Here is a 20,660-nt window from a genome sequence, read left to right on the forward strand (position 1 = left end):
GTTGCCGAAGAACCCGCCACAAAAAAGAACCATAATCACTAAACAGATACTTTGTTTGGCGAGCGCGTATATCGGGACACCACTAAACAGGATTGAAAATGCCGCTAGTACAAACACTTTTCTGGAAAACATCAGTCCTTGGACAATTTTGTCGGATATTGAAGCAGAAATATACATGTGTCTTTTGTGCTATTTGAATTTTGAAAGCGTGAAACTCAGTTTTTCGACATGTAAGTCCTCACGAAAAGCAAGGATTAATGCTTCTGCCTTTTCACGGAAAAGTTCATCGTTTTTCCAATACAGCTCATTTGTCGTTCCGGAGATATCACTTCCGCCCATGTTCTGGGTGGTCACAAATTCCATCAGTTGCTTAATGATTTTTTCAGGTACCAGCATATGCGCATCGATCACCAGGTATTCTATCTCCTTGCCCAAGCGATCTGCCTTTGCTGCCTGTTCCAATAGCAGTTCTTTGACACTGGGATCATGTTGCGACTGGTTGAGTGTTGGACCAGCAACATCCAGTAGTTCGATAAATTCGGCAAGCTTCCGGCTGAGCTCAATGTACTTTTTGAGTTTTTCGTTGAACAGCTGATTTTTGATGTTCAAGGTCTTATTCAGCGTAAAATTGTAATAGCTGATCACGGCAGCTGCCAGGGAAATGAATGCGGCTATGCCGGGAATGAAATAAGGATTCAAAGTTTGCATGTTGAGAATGGTAATTTATCAAATCTACGCAATAAAGAGGAGATTTTTGGTTTCGTTTAACCCGGAAGTGTTGCTGTGTGAATAACTAAAATTGAAATTTTCGTGAAAGGGGGGTTGTATATAATCCGTGCTCAGCTATTCTGCTTTAAATTTCAGCAGCAAGGGAAAAAGTTATACGAAGTTTTTGGAAGAGATGATCGAGGCGATCCGTGCGAGTATCGAGGAGGCACACAGATTGAAAAGTAGAAAGACAAATCCAGCAGTTTAGCTTTGCTGGATTTGCTTTAGCTAACTTAGCCTATTTCATAGATATCATCATTACCTAGAGATTTTGCTTTTTCCCTGAGGAAATCAACCTTGGATTTGATGAACGGATCCGGGTGCAGTTCATCGTGCCAGAGGTTGTGGATCATATTATATTCGGTGAAAAAATGATGTTCATTGTTCTCCCATCCACCGCCGAACGTGCTTAGCCAGTTGTAGAACAACATGATCTGTTCGTGGTTCGACAATTGCGCCCTCAGAATTTTCAGGTACCTCATTTTCTCTTCATCAGTTTTCAGTATATCACTAAATACGACGGACTTAACAGTGAGGTAAAGATGTCTAAAATAGTGGCCCAATCTAGAGGCATGGCCTGCAAACGGCTTGTAGTTAAATTTTAGCACTACTCCTTTGACAAATTCTTTCCTTTCGGAATTTTCAAAAACCTCACTTAGTGTTGGAGATTGATGTGCCTGGCGCGCGGATCTTAGGATAATCTCAAAGGGGCGCAGGTTGGGATAATTTGTTTGAAATTTATCAATTCCTGAGAAAAACAAATGGTAACAGGCCTTGAAACCTTCATCATCGAGTGTGGTGAGTTTGGTATAAGCACTCAATATTGCTTCAAATTCAGTTTTCATAGTGATAAATACTTTTCGTCCTTCGGTTGAAGTTTCAAATTTTATCATTGGCTGCGACATTAAGATATCATCTTGGGTAAAGTCGTAGCCTTCTATTTTCATTTCGGATACATTCTCACGGTGGAGTCGGATCATTTCGTAAAACTGAGCTTCAAACTGTTGTAACTTACGTTCATCCTTTTGTCTGTCAATCTGATCTTGTAGTTCCGTCTTATTTTCTTCCTGTTCGATCAGAAAAAGTGCACGTTGCTGTTTGTTGGCCTCGTATTGCATATAGAATGCAAGTCCTGTTAAAATAACTCCGGCCAGGGCAATATAGGGGTTCATCAATCCTCCAACAGTATCTCCCATAGCACCGGTATCTTTGGTATCACTCAGCCCACTGATGTCTGTGTATAGGTACGGTGCACAAAAGGCGAAGATGACAGCCAGGAAAGCGAAGATGAGCAGTACATAGATGTACCATTTAGATTTGCTTTCCCTTTCCATTTTTGAGCTTGATTTTTTGATGTGCTGTTCTAATTTGGCGTTCAGCTGGTTTAACCTGCCGAGTATAAATAGTACAATGGCAGCCATTGCAAGAAGCAGGATGTTGAGATAGATTTGAGCGTGCATTAAATGGTCGTGTTTTTGTTTGTCGGTTTTCTGGCTAAGTTAATGATTTTTCATTTGGTTGGCATTTTAAGCGGCTTTTGTGAAAAAGTATTTCGGTGATAGGTTTTTAGCGTTCAGCGAATTCAGTAGTTTAGCCGTACCATTTATTGATAGCGCTTATGAATTTGATTAAACAGCTTGAGGCCGGACTTACCGGTATCAATCAGGCCCGTTTCCAGGATCTGATCAACCACCTGCTGCATGTACAGGGGAAAACTTTTATTTCTGCTCCCGGTTCGGTAGTGGCCAAGGAAAAAACCAGCAAGGGTGCGCCTGATTCTTTTTTCCAGGATAATGGGAAATACTGTTTTGTGGAATGTACTACCCTGGAGCGGGTTGGGGAATCAAAGACCTTTTTCAATAAGCTGCTCAAAGATGTGGACCATTGTTTTGATGAGTCCAAAACTGGGATCCAGGCTGCAGAGATTACGGAGGTTGTGCTGGCATTTACCAACACAATATCGGCCGAAGAGCATAAAGCGCTTTCTGATCGTGTTCATTCGTTCAATGCCTCAGCGGAGCTAACTGTTTTTGATATTCAGAACCTTCCATTGCAGATTTACGGGTTTCCGGGGCTTTCTGAACAATATGTGGGCGTCACGATCGTGAAGGGAGAGATTTATAACCTGCCAGATTTTTTGGAGAAGACCAACCGTGGCCTGCAGCCGTCGCTGACCAATGCTTTTGTCGGACGCAAGGATGAGCTGGAACAGGCCGAAAAGTTTCTGACTTCCAGCGATATCCTGCTGCTGTCGGGGCCGGCAGGTGTCGGAAAATCCAAATTAGCGGTAGCTGTGCTGTCTACGTTTACCGAAAAGAACGATTTTATCCCGATCGTTATCCAAAGTTCTGCTGTTCCGCTATGGGATGATTTTGTGAACCTTTTCCAGAACGGAAAGGATTACATCATTTTGTTCGACGATGCGAACAAGAGTGCCCAAAACCTGAGCTACCTGCTGGATTTCATGCAAAAGCCCATGACCAGTAAACTCAAACTTGTGATCACCTCTAGGGATTATGTCAAGCATCTGGTCGAGCGAAAGCTTATGGATTCCAGGTACCAGGAACTTAGCATAGGAAGTTTTAAAGATGAAACCATTAGGGAAATCATTTTGGCTGCCCTTCCTGCGCTGAAATACCATCCTATGGTACGCGACAAAATTGTAGAACTTGCCAAGGGGAATGCAAGAATGGCGCTGATGGCTACTGCGTCCGTACAGCCGGATTCGCAGACCAATTACCTGGATTCACCACTTCAGCTGTACGAAAAGTACTTCGAAAAGCTTGCCCTGGAGATTGAGCTGTTCCAAAAGCCGATCGGTCTTCAGGCCATTGCTATCGTTTCTTTCTTTGGGGTGCTGGAGCGTAACAATGCCAAGCTAGAGGAGCTGCTGGGTAAAAAAATCGGAATCGATTGGTCTGAACTCTGGTCGGCGATCCTGGAGCTCCACGGGCACGAGGTGCTGGATGTATATGCAGAGGATACGGCCAAGGTTTCTGACCAGGTGCTAGCCACCTATGCGTTCTATAAATGTTTCCTGGACCCAAAAAGCAGTGTTCTCAATTACGCTGATTGGATAGGGGAGTTTTTGTCCAGTCATCCCTCGCGTCTGCGAAGCACACTGATCGATGTCAACAATACCTTCAACTATGAATTTGTAAGGGACCTGGTGGTCCCGCACTTGAAAAAAGTATCTCAGGGCATTTCAGCAGATGAGCAAATGTATGAGTTTTATAAGCTATTCTGGTTCTACGTGCAGATGGATGCGATCTTGTTTTTACGCTCCTGGGTGAAATCGCTAAGCGATGCGCCAGCGGATCCACCGCCTTTTCTGGATTTTGATTTTCAGGCTAACGATTTCCTGAGGGAAACCGAATATTTTGAACTGATCACCAATTTCTGGGCACACCATACCGAGATGCTGAGGCCTTCGCTGGAGATCGGTTTTGAGCTTGTATCCAAGGAACCGGCCAGGCTGCCGGAATTTCTAAAATTCATGGTCGACAATTTTGGCTATAAATGGGAGGATGTGGAGCATGGCTTTGGGCGGCAACAGGTCTTGGTTGATTTTCTTTCTCAGAATTTCCAGGGGGATAAGGAAAAACAAATTGCAGACGGTGCATATCTACAGGTCGCTAAGGTCCTGTTGGGAATCCATTTTACCGACTTCCGGTCGGGAAGGGGACATACGTTCAACATCACAAACTTCGATCTGCACTATTCCCCGCAGCTGGAGGCTCTCAGAAAGCAGTTGCTGGAAGGTGTGCTGGACCGTTTTTTTGTGTCGGAAAAATTGACCTGGGAGATCCTTGGTCAGTTGAAACATCCCAACGGCAACTTTCCAGAACAGCTAAGGATCGCTGAGGCTCCAATTTACGAAAGGTTGGTGAGCGGCTTTTTGAGCAATGAGAACTACAGGGACTGCCGGTTTGTTCGCCAGCTTGCTGAGCATCTGGAGCATGCCGGTGAGACTGTTCCTGCCAGTTGGCAGTCGTTCATCGACGCCCCGGTGATGACCCTGGCCAAAATATTGAGGAATGACTTTGATTATGATGAAGTGTTGGGTTGGGAGGAGAAACAGAAGCGTAAGCAAGCGCAATTGGCGGATCATATCCATGAAATGAACTGGACAGAGATCAGGGAATTCATCCTTGCGATGGACCATCTGCTGCTGCAATCGAGCTCAAAGGGCGATTGGACGCTGGAAGGCGCTTCAACGGAGGTCTACATCGCTATTGGCAAAAAAGGAAAGCAGGAACTGCTGCTGGCACTGGAGATGTTTTTCTCGAGGGATGTGGTATTTTCACTCCAGACCAGGCTGTTTCATTGGATCATCAACCAGGGGTGGTTAAGCCCTGCTGAACTGCTTGCAACTTTTGCAGGACGCAGCTTTGAGGGATTAACGTTCTGGACGATGGCCTTCTTGCAAGCACTGCCCGAAGAGGAGGTTAACCTGGATTACACGCAATTTCTGATCGGCTGTTTTAAACAGCAGGAAAAAAAACTGGATATCCACCGCTTTGCCGATTTCCTAAAATTTGAAAACTGTTTTCAGCATCAGTACAAGCCATCCACCGGTTTGGCGGAGCTGGAGGACCATAACATCATATCGTATCTGACTCAGCTCATGCTGGAGAAGAAAGACGAGCATATTGCTTTTGGGTACGAGTTCTGTAGCGAGAATGCAAAACACCTGGAAGGTCAGGTGGATTTGTTAAAAAGGGCTTTTTTCAAGTTGAAGGATCTGGACAGGAACTTTGATTACAATGGTAAGCAGCTCGAGGCAGTAATCAGGCTGGACAATGAGTTTATCATCGAATACCTGGAGCGAAAGGCTGTCAACGATTCTTACCTGAACTTTAGGTTTGAACGGTTCAAGCTGGATTGTCTTTGGGAGCTGAAGGACTATCATTCGATCATTACCCGATGCCTGGACATCATCATTGCCAAATCACCGGTATGGTCTAATTCGAGCCACGGTTCCAGTACGCTGTTTGTTCGCAATCCTAATACTGAGCAGGCCAAGACAAAGGCGATGGAGGTCATCGAAAGGTACGTAGACAAGTATTTTGCAGAGCGCCAGAAAATGATGATGGTGGGAAACATTCTGCTAAGCATACATCCTGAAGAATTTGTTCCGGTCATGAGGAGGTTGCTGCTGTTGAACAAAGACTTGGAGATCCTGCGCAGCATTTACTTTTCTGTGTCGATCAGTGCGATATCCGGCAGCTTCATCCCAAAGCTGAAAGCTGAGCAGCAGTTGGTAAAGGACCTTAAGCAGATGGTCATGAGCCTTCCGGGGGTACTTGACTACGCGGAACACATTAAATATCTGGATGAATATACCGAATACATGAAACGAAGCATTGATCAGGAGTTTCGCAGGGACTTTGAGGATTCCTTGGAGTAATTGATGCTGTTAATCCTGTGTTAATAAATTCCTGCTTCATCTGGAGTTTTGTAGCACCAGGGCGACTTACCTTTGGCTAGGGACAACTAATTTTATCGAAAGAACTGATGAGTATAAACTGGAATAGATTACAGCCATATAAGACCACTAAAACCAAGAGTTTTGAGCAGCTGTGTTATCAAATTGCTTTCAGGATGCATGGCGAAGATGGTGTATTCACCCCAATAGATGACAGTGGTGGTGGAGATGGCGTGGAATTTTACCTGACATTTCCGGATGGGAGAGAATGGGGTTGGCAGGCCAAATATTACGAAGGTTCTCCAAGGCTAAGCGTGAGCGGGAGGAAAGCTGCGATCGTTTCCTCTCTCCAGCGCGCAACTTCCCTGCATCCTTTAATAAAGGTATGGTTCCTCTGCCTTCCTATGGACTTGACACCGGACGAGCACACTTGGGTAAAGTCCGAACTGAGCAAGCATATACCATCGGGACATCCTGCCAAAACCGTGGTGTGGAATGAAAGTTTTATTCACGAGCGTTTGAACCAGCCGATGTTCAATGGATTAAAGCAAGCATTTTTCAACGCCCTAGAACTCAGTCCGCAGTGGTTTTCTCTGGCTTTTAAAAAAGCTTATACGCTGGTGGAGAACAAGTTTGATAGCTTTTTGTATACTGCAAATGAGGAGTTCGAGTACAATTACGTCAATCCCTTGCTTTGCAATGAGAAATTCAATACCCAGCGCATCGCTTATTACCCGAGAAAGCTTTCGGAGCTTCTGGATGAGGGAAAGAAGAAGCTGAAAAAACTGAATTATACCAACGATATTTACAGGTCCCTGTTTAACAAATACCTGGAACGATATGGGGAGTTCAATGGCATAGCTGATGGGCTATTGCCGAAGTTTAAGGAAAGGCTGGATAATCTGACTCCCAATTCTGTAGATAAACTGGCAGATCAGGATTTTTCTGCCGAGCTGGAGGCATTCAGGGCGATTGTGTCCGAACTCGACGATTTCAGAAGAAACTGGTATCAGCAGCATATAGACCAAACCGACAAGGAAAAGGAGAGGCAAAATATCGATCAGTTTTCCAAGGTTTCCGATGTTGATCGTATCTATTCTGAATTTATCGAGGAACTGAAGTATTATGTGAGCCATAGCAGACTGCCCCTGAAGTGGCGTTTGGCCCATTTTCTGGGCAATGGTGGTGATGGTAAGACTAATTTTGCAGTTGCTTTGGCAAAGGAATACCTTGATGCAGATTTACCGGCTATATTTCTGCCAGCGATTTTGTTAACCAGTTCCAATCCATTAGCCGATCAGTTTCTTGCTTTACTGGACATCAAGGCGGAGTATTCTTTTGCAGAGTTTTTGGATTGCCTGGATGAACTGGGCAGGATTAATAACCGTAGGATTCCTTTTATACTGGACGGTCTGAACGAGGCGATCGATTCCAGGGGCGCATTGAACGAAAGGCTTTCGCTGGATCTGCCACAGCTGGAACTGGATTTTCTGGAGCGACGAAACCTGGTGCTGATAACAACCTGCAGGATATCTTATCAGCAGGGTATCTGGGGAACTAACGCCTATGATGACCCAAGGTTCCACTTTCTTTATGGTTTTACCAACCACGAGGATAAGAAAAAGCTGGTCAAAACCTATTTCAGGCATTATAAGATCCAGGCAGATCTTTCTTTTCTTTCACTGGAACGATTTACCAAACCTTTGTACCTGAAGCTTTTCTGCGAATCGGTAAACAGTATGCGTAGTGAACTTAAACAGGTTACGCTGGGCTTTGATTCGATATATCAGATTTTTGAGGATTTTGTAGCGCTTTGCGATGCAAACGTTTTTCGAAGGATTCAGAAGGCGGGAAAGTTACCGCCTACCGCTGCCAACAAAAAGCTCGCTTCCAGGGTGCTGGATAAATTGGGTCAACAACTTTGGGAACAGCACCAGCGTGCGATACCGCTGGAGGACCTGATGGTGATGGCCGATGGCAAGATGGTAGATGATTACCAGCATTCGGTGACCAAGGCGCTGTTGGATGAGGAGCTGCTGTTTGTCCGCAATTGGAATGATGGGGAAGAACATGTCCATTTGACTTATGATCTTTTGGCTGGGTATTTTATCGCTAAACACCTTTTGGAGGTAACCGATGATTTCGCGGTGTTCTTTGCGAGTGATCAGGCCAAACTCCTGGTGGGAGATGACTATCAGCACCTCCATCCCAATCATGAGGACATTCTGGAAGTGATCTGTAGTCTATTGCCGATCAAAAAGCAGGTATTCCTGCATGATCTTTTTTCGACCAATCGGAAAAAAATGAGTTCGGTGGAATCTCATCTTTTTTCCAAATCTATCCAGGCAACGCTATTGCTCTCTCCAGCATATATTCCTGCTGCACAAGTTGATTTTTTACGCGAGCTGGCTGAAAACCCGAATAACTTTGTGAGAATGTTCGCCTTTGCCGAGGGGGTGTTGTTCGTCAGCAATCATCCCTTTAATTTCAATTTCTGTGCATCTCAGCTGTCAAAAATGTCTATGAACCAGCGGGATAGTCTTTGGAGCGAATACCTTCGCGGCAGTTTGAGGGAAAGTTTTATGGAGGAACTTGTTATGGAGTTCGAAGAACTTCTTTCCTTCCCTGAGCATACCAAAGAGCAACTCGAAAAGATAGTCCTGGTGTCAGAATTTCTGAAATGGTCGCTAACCACGACCAATAGAAGCCTAAAGGAAAAATCCGGTGGTGCTTTGTTCGCCATGGGCATCAGTTTGCCAAAATTATTTTTTGAGCAGTTCTATTCAGCGGCTGCAATTGGAGATCCTGTTGTTTTTGAATGGATGTGCGGAGCGCTGTATACTGCTACGATTTATCTGGTCAAAGGCCGTTTGGAGGGTATCAGGGGTGATCTGAGGGAATTGGCTGAGTTTCTCCGTGATCAGATACTCAGCCCTAATGGTCGTTTTGCTACCAATCACTTGGGGATACGCAACTATTGTGTTCAGACTTTGAGGACGCTGGTTAAAAAAGTTCCAGAGATCGGTGATGCAATTGATCTGGACCAGGTCTTACAGGGCTTAGAAAACCTGGGGATTGTTGTTTGGCAGGAGTCGGAAGATCCTAATGAAGATGAATACCGCGACGGCAACTCATTGATAGATTACTATTTCAATAAGGAAAAGATGCCGCGTATTTACAGGGGGTTGGGATCAGATTTTAACAAAACTCCAGAATACCTGGCTATACAGGCTAAGCTGCGCTGGCGGGCCTATCAGCTGGGATATGAGTTTGAACGCTTCAGGGAACTGGACAAAAAGATTGCAAATAGCAAGCATTGGGGCGGGGAGTTTTCTGAGACTGATCGCTATGCTGATAAATACATCGATATCGCCTTCCAGGAATATTGCGGTTTTTTGGATTCCAGGGATTCGTTTGAAAATTACCAGGACATGGGCTACTTGCGGACGTTCAAACCGAATTATGATCCGATGGCTATTGATGAACTGGATGAGGATTACATGCCTCAGGAGCGATTTGAAGTAAGAAATTTTATAGATACCCAGTTTTCGCTGGAGGCCTGGGGCACTGATACCGCTGTTCCGGACCTTTCGGACTTTCTGCAAAGGGATGATTTCCAGGGAAAAGCGGGAGACTGGATTTTGATGGATTCACTAGTTCATCAGCACGATAAGTCTGCCCAACGGCAGTTCTATTTCAAGATAGACACTGTGTTTGTGAAAAACGTTGAGCTATCCAAAGCCCGGATGGCGTTCTGTGATGAAACTGAACTTGGCAGGGCTGCCAATGCTATTCCCTATACTGAGCATGTGCTCGCTTCGGAGGTTCCCGATGGAGAAAGTATCCCGCACAACGAATGGAAACAGTGGCGTTACAGCCTTTCGGAGCGGCCTGTGGAAAACGAATATACCAGACTGGCGCTGATCCAAAATGGAGAACGGCTTTCTGAAGACGAATCTGATCTGCTTTGGAAGTCTGTTGTAGACAATGTTCGGGTAATCTTCCTGCCCCGGACTGCTTCTTCCGCTTATCACGAGCATTTGGTGAAGTTCAGGAAAGAGAACGGAGATCAACAGGAAACCATCGAAGAAGCGCTGGAGCGAATGGGTATCGAAGTGTTGGAGGAAAAGTTTACCAAGCAGGAAATTGAACCTGTAGAGGATGAAATTGAGGTTTTCGTTCCGGTGCGATACCATATGGGAAAGGTTTACCTGTGCAAGGACTTGATTGATGAACTGGAATTGTCCAGCCCACAGCACAGTACCGATCTTCTAGATTCGGATGGACTACTGGCCTGTTTCAATTACAGCTACGAAGTGGAGTATGTGGACCAGGAGACTTTCACCTACCTTAGGCGGGATCTGTTGAAGCAATATCTTGTAGATAACGAGCTGACGATGTTCCAGATTATATGGGGAGAACGCGACTATTATCCAGAGGATGGTGACTGGGACGAAGTCATGCGGCGCAGGAAAGATACTTTTCGCTCCTCATTTTACCAGGCTATAGAATACAGCTCCAAGGTCGATAAAGAGAACTAATCCATATGAACAAAGAAGACATCTACGCGGAGCTCAACTCTCCGGAATATAAAGCCGAATTAGAAAAAATGGTGTCCATGAGGGTGAGCATGATCGAGTGTCTGCTGTACTGTTATATGGATACCGCGAGAGATTCTGAATCCGCACGGAAGAACTTTATCCTGCGCGTTTTTGACGATCTTATCCAGTCAATTACTTCGGTGGAACACTTGGCTCTTCAGGGTTTCATGAACAATTGTAAAAGAGAACTTCGATATCTGCTTGAACTTGCCCTTATGGCGAACTTTATCGTGATATCAGCACCTAGCGAGGAATTTGAACGCCAGATAAAGAAATACGATAAAACGCTAAACTCACCCAATATCAATTTGATTGCTGCAATGCCAATCAGTTATCTTGACGAGGCACAGCAAGCAGAATTCAAGGACTCTGTGAGAAGGCTTTACGGCTTTCTCTGTAAATATGTCCATGCTTCTACGCACCAGATTGAGGAAAGATTGATGCAAGCAGTTGCCGGCCGCACTATGGGTTACGAAGGAACCGATGCGTTGAGGGAGTTGAATGCACTGCTAGAAAAGGTTTACTCTTCAGTGATCGTATTCCTGTTCAATTCCGTGCCCCAGCATGTTGTTGGAGATTATCTTGTGCTTGAAGATGGTGGAATACATAACTGGTATTTTAACCAGTCCAAGTTTGTCGGCATGATTGATGCCTGGTTCGACTACAAACATGAACGGCAGCGCAAGTTGAAGGAGTTGTCTGAGAAAAGGACGTTGATGGTTCGGTTTTGATGAGGTATCAATGACCTGAGTCTTCAATTGATTAAGCTATTTTCTTGTTTCTTTTTGCCATTTTGTTTGAAATGTACGACTTTTACGAATTGCGATTCTCCCGAAGTTTTCATCGGTTTGACTTGCGATATGCCTCAATCCTATGACTTATCTGATTTTTTTAGTTCCCGCATGGGGGCATATCCACGGAGGGATCAACTCCCTAAACCATGATCTGGTTTGCGCTATCGGAGACGCTAGCGCGCAGAAAAACCTGGGCGTTTTGTGTATCAGCTCCGCCCCGGTGACCTCTGATAATGAAAATCAGGCGGCTGATCACAACATAATCCTCAAGTCTGTAGGTGGCGACGGGCTTGCTTATCCTACCGATCAATGGATAGCGATTAAGGAAATTTTAAACGGGCTGGCAGATTTGACCGATTCTTATTGTGTGGGACATGACGTGTTTACGGGTCACAATGCGATCCGGCTTCATGAGTTGACAGGTACTTTGGGCCGTTCAATTTTTGTACATCATATGGATTACGAATCTTATATCAATATGAAGGTGGATCCAGATGTGCTGCAGAATAATTTAAAATTTATTTCGCAGGAAGGAAATATTCAGCAGGCAAACCTGGTCATTGCTATCGGTCCTAAGCTTTTTTCGTCTGCAAAGACCAAACGTGGGAACAGCATAGATGTCTATCAACTCAATCCTGGTTTATCACATTGTGCGGTTAGTGATCTTCCCGGGAAATTTAGGGCAATTACATTTGGCAGATATGATCGTCGAAATGATGCTCTTAAACAAATGTTACTCGCTGCTAAGGCATTTGTCGCACATAACCTGGAAATCGAGGGTGGGTATGACGACTCTACCTTAAACGTCATCGGAACCTCGCAACCAGAGGAAGCATTAGAGTTTAAGACCAAAGCAATTGAAGGTACCGTTTCGAGATATAACAATATTGTTGTGCGTGAATACGAAAGTAACCGGGAGGCACTTATTACCCTGCTTTCAGGGCACAGTGTCTGTTTGATGCTTTCAGTTCATGAGGGTTTTGGCCTGGTCGGTTTGGAAGCGATATCGGCAGGCGTGCCGCTGATCTTATCGATCAATACGGGACTTTATCAGTTTCTAGAAAGCATTATCGGCGATGCGGCATTTGAGGACTTTGGTGTTGTTTCGGTTTCGGTTGCAGGGAGCGATAGTGAAGAAACCAATGAACAGGATATTGCATCAGTTAAAAAGGCTTTTGATACCGTCCATAACAATTCCGCGCATTTCAAATCTGGTATACTTAGGTTGCGGGATAAACTTTTAGATGGCTATACCTGGAAAAACTCTGCAAACGAATTTTTAAAAATTGTAGAGTTGGATCAGCAGGCTATCTTGAACGGGCCTGAGCATGATCCAAGGCAGGAGTTGATAGCTGTCGTGGCTAAACTCAATAGGCAAGGAAAGAATCAGCCAGTACTCGACAATGGATTTTATGGAGCTCCGGACCCATTCGCTTTCAGAAGCCGTTCCTGGTTATTGAGCGGTAGGCAAAACGAGCTCCAGGACCTTATTGAATTTGCCGAGAGCAGGGAATTTTTTGAATGGTGGTCGTTAAATGGACCTGCAGGATCGGGCAAAAGCAGGGTCGCTCTTGAATTGGCTATTAAACTTATCAAGAATGGAGGCTGGAATGCCGGGTTTTTAGAACCTACCACCACCTTTGATTTTCAAAATTGGGTTCCCGCTCATGATACGTTGATCGTCATTGATGAAGCACATATGCACGCTGCTGAAATCCAAAGAATACTTAGATTATGCAGTCAAAAAACAAGCTTAGATGATAAGCAGATACGTATTCTGGTCGTTGAAAGAGCGTTTGTGGATAGCTCGTGGCAGTCCATATCTAATTCCATATCAGCGGGTACAATAAGATCTCCATTTAAAAGTGCTCCGCTCCAAATCGGTCCTCTTTCGAAGTCAGGCCTAATCGAATTAATACAAAATTTTAAGGCAGATACTGACAAGCTACAAACAAAAAGCGTCATTGAAATTGAGCATTTGCTCACTGGTAATGATCATCATAACCTGCCACTCTACGCGCTGATGGGCATGACTAATATCGCGCAGAATGACACAATTGAGGGATCCGACGTGGTCAAAACCAGTCTGGACCTAGACAAGGAACGGGTATGGAATATGAGTCGGCTTTCATTGCAGGAGATCATTACCCATAAGCGACTGGTGGCTTTTATTAATATAGTTGGGAAAATAGATGCGGGTAATCTGACCCAGATTATTGGTGATGAACCAGCACTTTTTCCTACCAATGTCAATGCAGACCTATTGCAACAATTGGGTATGTACAATTTGGGTGAAGTTTACCCGAGGCAACCAATTGACCTTGGCATTTACTTTGTCCGCCTGGAATTTGTTGCACCAACCAATGTCCTTCAAAATATATCCGGACTCGACAAAATTCTGAATCTGGCCTGGAGAATAAATCCGCAAAGCACAAAAGCTTTTTTGAAGGAATACGTCCAACGCTTCCCGGGAGATGACATTCAAGCATTAATTTCACCTTTATCCCTGGGTAACGCATTTGAATCCAAGGACGATTTATTTGAAATTTTCGAGGCCAAAATTATTAACATGGTTTCTGGGGAGGGACTGGAAAGTCCTGAACTGGCTGATAGTTTACAATATACCTATCAGTTGATATCTGAATCAGAAAGCTACAATTCATTTAAGGTCAGGTTATTATGCGGTATGCTGGAGACAGCTGCAAGAAATGATCACGATACGCTGGCAGGTGAGTATTCAGCGGAGCTCAGTGAACTTGGAGAAAGTGAGTTGTGGGAGAATGGACTTGCGCTGGATTGCTGTTACACATTTTTGAGATTGGGCAAACATTACAGTGGGCTGCGAGAAAGAACTAAGTTTGACCACTTTCGATCATCGATGAGAAGAATGCATGCCGTCCATCGGAATGCTGGAACGTTGGAATTGACGATGAAGCTGGAAAACCAGGCCAGAATTTTAGATTATTCAGCAAGAGAGTTTGAGCGGGCAGAGCCCTTTACAATAAAACATCCGATTTCATCTGCTCAAGATCCAGTATGTCATCCGGACGAGAGCAATATGCGGAATATATTGCTGGAAATGGCACTGATTGAAAACGATCCGCAAAAGGTATTCTTTAATTTTGAGAGGGTTAGGTTTTTATTCGAGCAAGATTCAACGGTTGAAAACCGATGGAAATTCTTTTTAGCCATGGAAAATATGGTACGGTTTTCACTTATTAATAACAGTTCCCCGGTGAATCTTTTGGAGGATTACCATAAACTTGCATTATCCATTGCATCGCCAGAAGCTATCGAGGAATGGACAGCGTCGCAGGAAAGACTTTTAAAGCCTGTTTTTTTTCGGGATCGGAGCGTGGCTGAATTGATTTTAGTCAAGGTAGAAGGGCTGCTGAAAAGGCATGACCTGACTGAGCGTACTGCAAATTTGATCTGGATGACTTTTAAAAAAGGCATAGAATTCCATTTAGCAAATTTTGATACAGAAGCAGCACTTTCCCTTTATGATCGAATGCTGGCTCTGGAAGCAGAAAACCCCACTGTTGTTGATGAGGTAACGCAATGTGGAACTGCTCTACTATTTCGGAACTACTACGAAAGTTTGGGAGATAAAGATAAATCCAAAGAATTTTACGAAAAGGCCAAACAGGTTATCGACGAAGATGATATCCAGTTTAAATTGTTGGATACCTTGGAAGATCTCAGTTTACTGTAAACGGACTTTTATTAACGGATTGGAATTCCAAAAATGGATCAGTTAGATGACAGATGAGCGATATTGGACCGAAAAATGAAAGGTCAATTCGTGATTGATTATTTTGCTATTTTAGGCGATACAAGTCTGATCGAAACATACAGACCAAATCTTAAACTAACGGGGTTAAAGCAGATGCAGGAGGCGGCGTCGTTTCATCTCCCGAAAGTAAGGATATTAAAGTTTAGCCTATATCGAAAGTTGAAAGAATATGAATAGACTCATAGCGATTGCTATCAATCATTATAAAGATCCTCAGATTCCTGACTTGAGCAATTGTGTTGCCGATGTAAACGCAGTAATTGATATCCTGACACAAAAATATAAATTCGAGAATATCGAGCTTTTTTCTTCAGTGGAATCCACTACGCTTACAGCCATTTATTACAATCTTTATGATCAGATCATAAACGCGATGCCGGATGATAGCCTTTTGATTTATTTTGCTGGTCACGGTGAATATCATCCCACCATTGGCGGTTCCTACTGGATGTGTTCGGATTCTAAGAAAAATAACATTACCAGCTGGTTTAACATTTCCACATTGAATGATTTTTTAAAGGTTTCTCCTGCAAAACATATTGCGCTGATTTCTGACAGTTGTTTTTCTGGTGCTATTTTCGAGACTTTCAGGGGAGGTGGTTTTGCCGCTTTGGATTCCAAGGTCTCGCGGCAGGCACTTACTTCAGGGGGAATAGAAAAAGTATCAGACGGGGAGGGGCAGCATAGTCAGTTCAACCTTTCTATTCAAAAAGTACTGATTGCAAATATCAAAGCGATGCTTACCTTCAATGATTTTTCCGAACAGGTTATTTTGGATTTTGATGCAGGGGCGATCCAGACACCAATTTTTGGTGCCTTGACAGGTTCGGGCCACAGGGGAGGAAGTTTCAGCTTTGCTTTGCAGGCCCCCAGCACGGACGTAACCTATCAGGATTTACAACTCAGTTTGGACCTTCCGCAGGAAGTGCAGATCACCAGTAATATAAAGGTGCCGTTCTTCAACCAAAATAGCCGGTTTTCCAATACATTCATTAACGGCCTTATCCAATCGCTAGGTCATAGCATCATTAAAGATGCAAGGGAATTTGTCCAACAGGATTTGGATTGGGCTCTTGAAAGGAGTGGCATTAATGGTTTTGAGCTAACGGTGAGATATACGATCAAATATTTTGATGATAAACTGTTGAGCATTCAATTTAGCAATTATTCTGAGATGGGGGCTATGCATCCTAACTACTACTTTTATGCGCTGAATTTTGCTTTTTCTCCAGATCGCTGGCTTGCACTGTTCAACATTCTTTCTTATGAAAAGCACCTGAATTTGAAGGAATATCTGAAGTATCTCCTTTCAACATATGCTGAAGAAGATGCTCGGGAGATTGTAATTGGCTGTCTGGAAGAGTACGATTGCCACGATCTTCCTTATACTTTCACTGAGACTGTTTTGACCATCTGGTTTCATAATTGTCTCCCACATGCTTTCAAGGCGCTAGGCGAAGTCAATATACCCATTAAAAAAATTGATATTCACGCTGCTAAATTGCATCTTGGATAATGATTGGGGGTTAACCAGGTGCTTTGTGGATTGGCTGCTGTAGATAATAGGAAGATTCCGTTCCCGAAAAGGTTTTAATCTCGTATTTTATTAATAATAGAAGACTCATGGCTAATTTTTATGTAGATGACAGCGTCCACGATGAGGCGGGATTTGTGTTATGTGCCTGTGTATCTGCACCAGATGATATAGAGCAACAAATTGTCGGTCTAATGCTGGCTAACGGGCTAGATCCGGATAAATTTGAATATAAAAGTTCGGCGAATTATTCGAAAAGTCCCGAATTGAGAGATTTTAGGATCAAACTTCGTAGCCTCATTCATGAGCATTGCCGCTATGGGGTTGTCGTATTACCAAGAACACATAGAGAAAAAGCTGGAGAAGAGTGTCTGCTTGCGATAGCACAGTTTATTGATGTGAACAAAATAAACACACCGATTTCGGTATTCATGGACCAAGGACTTTTTTCCTCCGAGAATGCTGCGCTCTCATCTTTTAAAGCAACTGAAATTGACGCCAATTTTTTTCCTGAGCAGGATTCCAGGCTGATCAGGGGTATACAGTTGGCCGACCTGGTCGCACATACCGCATCAGTCCGGCTGAAATGCGATATGGGACTGATTGACAAGATGGTGAAAGCTGGTCCTGATTCTGGATATGACCCTGATGATGAAATTGAGCTCAGCTTCGAGTTGTTCGCGTCTTTGAGGTATTCAATTTTTAATGAAGGTAATTCCAATCCTCAGACTGGCGATCAGTTTATCGATGCTGTTATGCAGGTTGGCGATGCTGGTTTGTTTATTTCGAAATTTTGTTCGCCCGAGCTGGCGGCAGCCGCCAAGGCTACTTTTGGTACGGTGTATATCGGCTGTATCCATTGATCGAATGTAGACCACTTTAATCAACTCCAAAATAAAATCGTTCCCAAGTTGCAAAACTTGGGAATTTGTTTTTTAGGGCTTTCCCATTTTTGGTCCTGTTAATCAACAGGATCTTTGACATCATGGAACGAAGCGTTTGCTGCAGCGGTGCAGTAAATTGTGTGCAGGGACGGAGTTTTTTATTTTGTGCTGAGCCGCAGGCAGCCAGTTTTGGCGGGGAGGTAGATCCCTACGCGGGTAGTTCCATTGCTATAATCTTTCCGGGGCTTTGCGTTTGCCTTCCGGATCGATCACAAAGGGGCCATGTGCCCCTTTTGTGTTTTCCGGTATTTAAAAAGCTTGTTATGTCGGTAATCTCATTGAATTCTTTTGTTGCCCTGGGTGGTGATCCTAGCGATCCCCGGGCTGTACGCTGGCTGAGGCCACGCGTTGATCTTTTAGAAAAGTCCTTTATTATCTATGACCTGCTGCCGGTGGGTACGACCTACCAGCCGAGCCGTTACCTGAAGCAGCGCAAACTGTGGACTGTGGCCGGTGACCTTTTAGTGGAAGTGCATTACCGGTTGACCTGCGATCCTGACGTGCGCTATTATGCGCTCGGCTGGCAGAACGAAGCGGGTGGCTGGGTGCTGCAGAATCCGTGTTGGCATGGGCTTGTGGGCCCCAAGGCGATCACCATTATCCCGGGAGATGGAGAGCACGTGGCGGTGTTCGAACATTATATGGAATACCTAAGGCGGATGGTGGCTTTTAAAAGACCAAGCCACACGGTGATCGTATTGAACTCTACCGATTTTTTGGATGCAGGGATATTCCTGTGCCGTTTTTTTCGGCAGGCTGAACTGTTCTATCATTCCGAGCGGCTGTTCAGGCGCATCCATGCCAGGTACGGGGAGCAAACGGACTATTCGGTGAACTATGCCGAGCTGAACGAGGGCTACGGTAACTATATAGAGGCCTGGAAAAAAGATCGATCAATAACCAAGGAAAAAAACTGAACCTATGAATAATTATATTGATGCCGAAGCGCTCGTGGCGGAGGTGGACCTGGTGGAGCTGCTGAGAAAACTGGGGCACCAGCCTGTTGGAAAGTCGGGCGGGAAATTCAAATACCATAGCCCGGTAAGAATTGGGGACCGAACGCCTTCCTTTACCGTCAATCCCGTGAAACAGGTCTGGAACGATTTCGGTCTACCCGGAGGTGGGAATCTGCTGAGCTTTGCCAATCTGTACTGGCCGGCGCTGAATTTTTATCAGCAGTTGCAGAAGATCCGTGAGGTCTATGATCTGCCGATGCAAAAACTGCAGTTCGCAGAGAACACGCCGCGGGAAGCCCGTCCCAGAAAGGCGGAGAAGGTGCCGAGTTTCGAGGTGATCGCGGTGAAGCCTCTTGGCTGTAATCCGCTGCTGGAAGCTTACCTGAAAGAGCGCACTTTCCACATATTCACTCGTGTCGCCAGTGTATTCTTTACGATAATCAAGCCAGCGAAAGGCTAAATACCTTAGTACGACCTCTCTGTCTTTCATTCTGGCATCCCTAACACCCCAATCGATTGAAACTTTGAAATATTCTTCTTCTGAAAGTTCTCGCAGGAGCTTTGTCGATTTGCCGATAATATAAGTATATAACAACCTACAATTCATGCCTAACTTGCAGGTATTAGACAAATAAAATGAAGCTAATGACTGTTTTATAAAAATCGCCTCATTTCAAATAATCTAATCAAACATAAATAGATTAAATTATCTATATCTTTAAGAGTTATAACTACTAAAATTTAATTCAGTTATGCAAAGTCTGGCCAATTTTTTAACTCGTTTACAAACCTTTAATCTCCTTCTCATTAACAAAAGTGAACTTAAGAGCCCAATAAAACAAGATGGAAATAGGCCAGCTTATAGCCTTGCGCACGAAACACACTACTATGATTCTTTTACTTATAAGAGTGAAATCAGGGTATTAAAAGACATGGCTTTAATTGACCTGCTTTCACTTAATGACATCAGTTTAAAAAGAGAATTTGAGCAGCTCAAAAAATTAAAGGAAAGGTTTAAATTAATATGGACAAATTTCCACGAGTACTATAATGAATTTAGGGAGGAATATCCCCGAAACTTCATATTTTCGATCCAACTCGATTATTTGTTTATAGTTAATAACCTGCAACCAGACCATAGTGATACTTATATAGGCGATGAGTTCGTGGAAAGTTTTCATGATACTTTGAAGATCAGGGACAAATTCCTAAGTGAACTAATAAGCGAAGTTGATGAAATCCTACATCCCCGTGAAACGTTCGAGGAATGGATGGCCAAGCAGAAAAGCCCGCAACAAACTGAAGATGTCACGCCTGAACAACCCAAAAAAATCCCATATAATCCCGATGCGGGTCGGCCAAAATTCAATCATCAGTATATAGATGACTTTTTGCAACTTATAAGGACTTATCTTTCAGAGGAACATTTCAACCAACTTACCGCACTGATAAAATTGGACGAACAACCTGCAAGCCAGTTCATCTTCAACGGAAACAGTAATAAACTGGCCGATGCTTTTAAGCAGCTCTATGAAGCTAACCTGATTGTGGGATGCAATAAAGCAGAACTTGAAAAATGGATTCTAAAACACTTCTTATATAGCAATGGAGATAAAGTAAACGAATATTCGGAGGGCTGGCTAAGTGCGATAATATCTTCCGATACCAAGGTTTGCAAATCACCGATTTTAGAGGTAAAGATAAAAGACAAAGTTCCTTTTCTGGTTCCAACAGTCCGAAACAAAAAAAACAGTAAATATTAGTAGGGAAACGGTAAGGATGCAGTTTAACGTGTTGTAACCCTACAAAACAAGCTGCTAACATTGCGGTATCAAAACA

12 protein-coding genes are annotated in these 20,660 nt (G+C 43.9%); 10 read left to right on the plus strand and 2 right to left on the minus strand.

Annotated elements, in window-relative coordinates; genetic code table 11:
- Positions 1-189 precede the first annotated feature (189 nt).
- Together AC3ITD_RS06150 and AC3ITD_RS06155 are read right to left on the minus strand one after the other, a co-directional pair.
- Positions 190-708: a hypothetical protein gene (locus AC3ITD_RS06150; RefSeq protein WP_489364948.1), complete on the minus strand. Its 519-nt coding sequence runs from the start codon at positions 706-708 to the stop codon at positions 190-192.
- Positions 709-1,001: 293 nt separating this feature from the next.
- Positions 1,002-2,228 (minus strand): putative phage abortive infection protein, encoded by a 1,227-nt coding sequence (locus AC3ITD_RS06155; RefSeq protein ID WP_489364950.1) that lies wholly within the window; start codon positions 2,226-2,228, stop codon positions 1,002-1,004.
- 158 nt (positions 2,229-2,386) lie between these two features.
- Here AC3ITD_RS06155 and AC3ITD_RS06160 point away from each other — a divergent pair, with 158 nt between their 5' ends.
- The 10 genes from AC3ITD_RS06160 to AC3ITD_RS06205 all read left to right on the plus strand — a co-directional run bounded on the left by AC3ITD_RS06160 (position 2,387) and on the right by AC3ITD_RS06205 (position 20,584).
- The gene (locus AC3ITD_RS06160) at positions 2,387-6,178 is read left to right on the plus strand and encodes an nSTAND3 domain-containing NTPase (RefSeq protein WP_489364952.1); all 3,792 of its coding nucleotides are present in this window, start codon (positions 2,387-2,389) and stop codon (positions 6,176-6,178) included.
- Positions 6,179-6,714: 536 nt separating this feature from the next.
- A complete protein-coding gene (locus AC3ITD_RS06165; RefSeq protein WP_489364954.1) occupies positions 6,715-10,737 on the plus strand; it encodes an NACHT domain-containing protein in 4,023 nt (1,340 codons plus the stop codon).
- A gap of 5 nt (positions 10,738-10,742) precedes the next feature.
- Positions 10,743-11,528: a hypothetical protein gene (locus tag AC3ITD_RS06170; protein WP_489364956.1), complete on the plus strand. Its 786-nt coding sequence runs from the start codon at positions 10,743-10,745 to the stop codon at positions 11,526-11,528.
- A gap of 142 nt (positions 11,529-11,670) precedes the next feature.
- On the plus strand, positions 11,671-15,306 hold the full coding sequence (locus AC3ITD_RS06175) for a glycosyltransferase (protein ID WP_489364958.1): 3,636 nt from the start codon (positions 11,671-11,673) through the stop codon (positions 15,304-15,306).
- Between the two features lie 75 nt (positions 15,307-15,381).
- Complete coding sequence (locus AC3ITD_RS06180) at positions 15,382-15,564, plus strand: hypothetical protein (RefSeq protein WP_489364960.1); 183 nt, start codon at positions 15,382-15,384, stop codon at positions 15,562-15,564.
- Positions 15,557-16,903: a caspase family protein gene (locus AC3ITD_RS06185; RefSeq protein ID WP_489364962.1), complete on the plus strand. Its 1,347-nt coding sequence runs from the start codon at positions 15,557-15,559 to the stop codon at positions 16,901-16,903. Before AC3ITD_RS06180 ends, AC3ITD_RS06185 begins: the two co-directional genes overlap by 8 nt.
- 107 nt (positions 16,904-17,010) lie before the next feature.
- Positions 17,011-17,784: a DUF3800 domain-containing protein gene (locus AC3ITD_RS06190; protein WP_489364964.1), complete on the plus strand. Its 774-nt coding sequence runs from the start codon at positions 17,011-17,013 to the stop codon at positions 17,782-17,784.
- 344 nt (positions 17,785-18,128) lie between these two features.
- Positions 18,129-18,782, plus strand: coding sequence for a DUF8464 domain-containing protein (locus AC3ITD_RS06195; RefSeq protein WP_489364966.1), 654 nt, complete (start codon positions 18,129-18,131; stop codon positions 18,780-18,782).
- Between the two features lie 4 nt (positions 18,783-18,786).
- The gene (locus AC3ITD_RS06200) at positions 18,787-19,281 is read left to right on the plus strand and encodes a CHC2 zinc finger domain-containing protein (protein WP_489364968.1); all 495 of its coding nucleotides are present in this window, start codon (positions 18,787-18,789) and stop codon (positions 19,279-19,281) included.
- A gap of 292 nt (positions 19,282-19,573) precedes the next feature.
- On the plus strand, positions 19,574-20,584 hold the full coding sequence (locus AC3ITD_RS06205; protein WP_489364970.1) for a hypothetical protein: 1,011 nt from the start codon (positions 19,574-19,576) through the stop codon (positions 20,582-20,584).
- Positions 20,585-20,660: the final 76 nt, after the last annotated feature.

The organism is Pedobacter sp. KH_004 (genome assembly GCF_057840755.1).

What these genes read in the sequence shown, in the direction of transcription:
- AC3ITD_RS06150 (WP_489364948.1), bottom strand. Translation starts at nt 708, where the DNA reads ATGCAAACTTTGAATCCTTATTTCATTCCCGGCATAGCCGCATTCATT.
- AC3ITD_RS06155 (WP_489364950.1), bottom strand. Translation starts at nt 2,228, where the DNA reads ATGCACGCTCAAATCTATCTCAACATCCTGCTTCTTGCAATGGCTGCC.
- AC3ITD_RS06160 (WP_489364952.1), top strand. Translation starts at nt 2,387, where the DNA reads ATGAATTTGATTAAACAGCTTGAGGCCGGACTTACCGGTATCAATCAG.
- AC3ITD_RS06170 (WP_489364956.1), top strand. Translation starts at nt 10,743, where the DNA reads ATGAACAAAGAAGACATCTACGCGGAGCTCAACTCTCCGGAATATAAA.
- AC3ITD_RS06175 (WP_489364958.1), top strand. Translation starts at nt 11,671, where the DNA reads ATGACTTATCTGATTTTTTTAGTTCCCGCATGGGGGCATATCCACGGA.
- AC3ITD_RS06180 (WP_489364960.1), top strand. Translation starts at nt 15,382, where the DNA reads ATGAAAGGTCAATTCGTGATTGATTATTTTGCTATTTTAGGCGATACA.
- AC3ITD_RS06185 (WP_489364962.1), top strand. Translation starts at nt 15,557, where the DNA reads ATGAATAGACTCATAGCGATTGCTATCAATCATTATAAAGATCCTCAG.
- AC3ITD_RS06190 (WP_489364964.1), top strand. Translation starts at nt 17,011, where the DNA reads ATGGCTAATTTTTATGTAGATGACAGCGTCCACGATGAGGCGGGATTT.
- AC3ITD_RS06195 (WP_489364966.1), top strand. Translation starts at nt 18,129, where the DNA reads ATGTCGGTAATCTCATTGAATTCTTTTGTTGCCCTGGGTGGTGATCCT.
- AC3ITD_RS06200 (WP_489364968.1), top strand. Translation starts at nt 18,787, where the DNA reads ATGAATAATTATATTGATGCCGAAGCGCTCGTGGCGGAGGTGGACCTG.
- AC3ITD_RS06205 (WP_489364970.1), top strand. Translation starts at nt 19,574, where the DNA reads ATGCAAAGTCTGGCCAATTTTTTAACTCGTTTACAAACCTTTAATCTC.